The sequence below is a fragment of the Rhizobium sp. 01T417 genome (assembly GCF_056398905.1).
Genome location: NZ_JBFTQH010000136.1, coordinates 1 through 1,307, shown reverse-complemented (window position 1 = coordinate 1,307; position 1,307 = coordinate 1). Strand labels below are relative to the sequence as shown.

The 1,307-nt window shown below is 54.4% G+C and carries 2 tRNA genes and 2 rRNA genes; all 4 read right to left on the bottom strand.

The features are described 5' to 3' along the window. Window positions 1–127, bottom strand: a 23S ribosomal RNA gene (locus tag AC1DPR_RS32000); the annotation flags it as partial. A gap of 581 nt (window positions 128–708) precedes the next feature. After that, window positions 709–784: transfer RNA gene (locus tag AC1DPR_RS31995), tRNA-Ala, on the bottom strand. 93 nt (window positions 785–877) lie between these two features. After that, window positions 878–954, bottom strand: a tRNA-Ile gene (locus tag AC1DPR_RS31990). 234 nt (window positions 955–1,188) lie between these two features. After that, window positions 1,189–1,307, bottom strand: a 16S ribosomal RNA gene (locus tag AC1DPR_RS31985); the annotation flags it as partial.

The following is a 1,307-nucleotide window of genomic DNA, read 5'->3' as shown; positions in this document are numbered from 1 at the left end:
TTGCCCCATTCGGAGATCCATGGATCAAAGCTTATTCGCAGCTCCCCACGGCTTTTCGCAGCGTATCACGTCCTTCATCGCCTGTGCATGCCAAGGCATCCACCAAATGCCCTTACGACACTTAATCGTTCTCATTGCCAATGCTCATCATCTCGTTGCCCGCATCCCGAAGGAAACGGCAACAGACCGGGTTACCTTTTACAACCCAGTCAATCCAACAATGCCATCGACGTGTTCGATCCGGTCCCTTTATTGGAGCTACGCCGAGCAGCTCGCTTGGGCCGGATCTTTAAGACCAGCTTCTCGAGATTAAATCCGGTACCGCGCGGTCAGGCAACGGTAATCAGACCAGCCATCAGACAGCACCAAAAGGCACCGAACAATGGTCAATCCTCATGACAGGCTTCCTTCCTACCTCCAGTCCCTCCACCAGATCCGGCCGACTAAGCCATCCTTGGTTTCAACAGAACTGGGCTCGGACATCTCGCGCAATCCATGGGATTGTGCAAAACACCTGGAAGCCTCCAGATCAATCTTCTCTTCACGATATATGCAGAACAGGCATCTGACTTAAAGTCGATGCAAACTTTGTTTTTCTCCAGAAGACACTTTATCGCTCACGCGCCGCAGGCGCTCCRCGGGGGCGCCAAACGATTGGCGACGCGCCTTGCGCTACGTTGCTGCCGTCAGTCTCGACACCAATCGATTTGGTGGAGCTGAGCGGGATCGAACCGCTGACCCCCTGCTTGCAAAGCAGGTGCTCTCCCAGCTGAGCTACAGCCCCTCCAGCTCGATCACCCGGAGATTAATCCAGGTTCGGCAACAATCCGCGCCAGCCATTCCAATCAATTCCCTGGCCATCATTCGCAAATGCAAATGGTGGGCCCGGGAAGACTTGAACTTCCGACCCCACGCTTATCAAGCGTGTGCTCTAACCAACTGAGCTACGGGCCCATTCGGGAACCGGTCCAGCACAAGCCGGACAAGCGCGGTTTTTTGTCTTCATGAAGAAAGAGAAACGTGGACGGCGCAGCTCGCCATACCGTCAGGACAAAAGTCTCTGCGGCGTATTACGTTTCGATGGTCACCTGACTGGTGCCATCTATGTTCTAAAAAGCACGGGAAGGYTCATCCTGGGTTGATCCGAAGATCAGGCCAGGCGTCTTACCAATTCCACAGCTTCCTTAGAAAGGAGGTGATCCAGCCGCAGGTTCCCCTACGGCTACCTTGTTACGACTTCACCCCAGTCGCTGACCCTACCGTGGTTAGCTGCCTCCTTGCGGTTAGCACACTACCTTCGGGTAAAA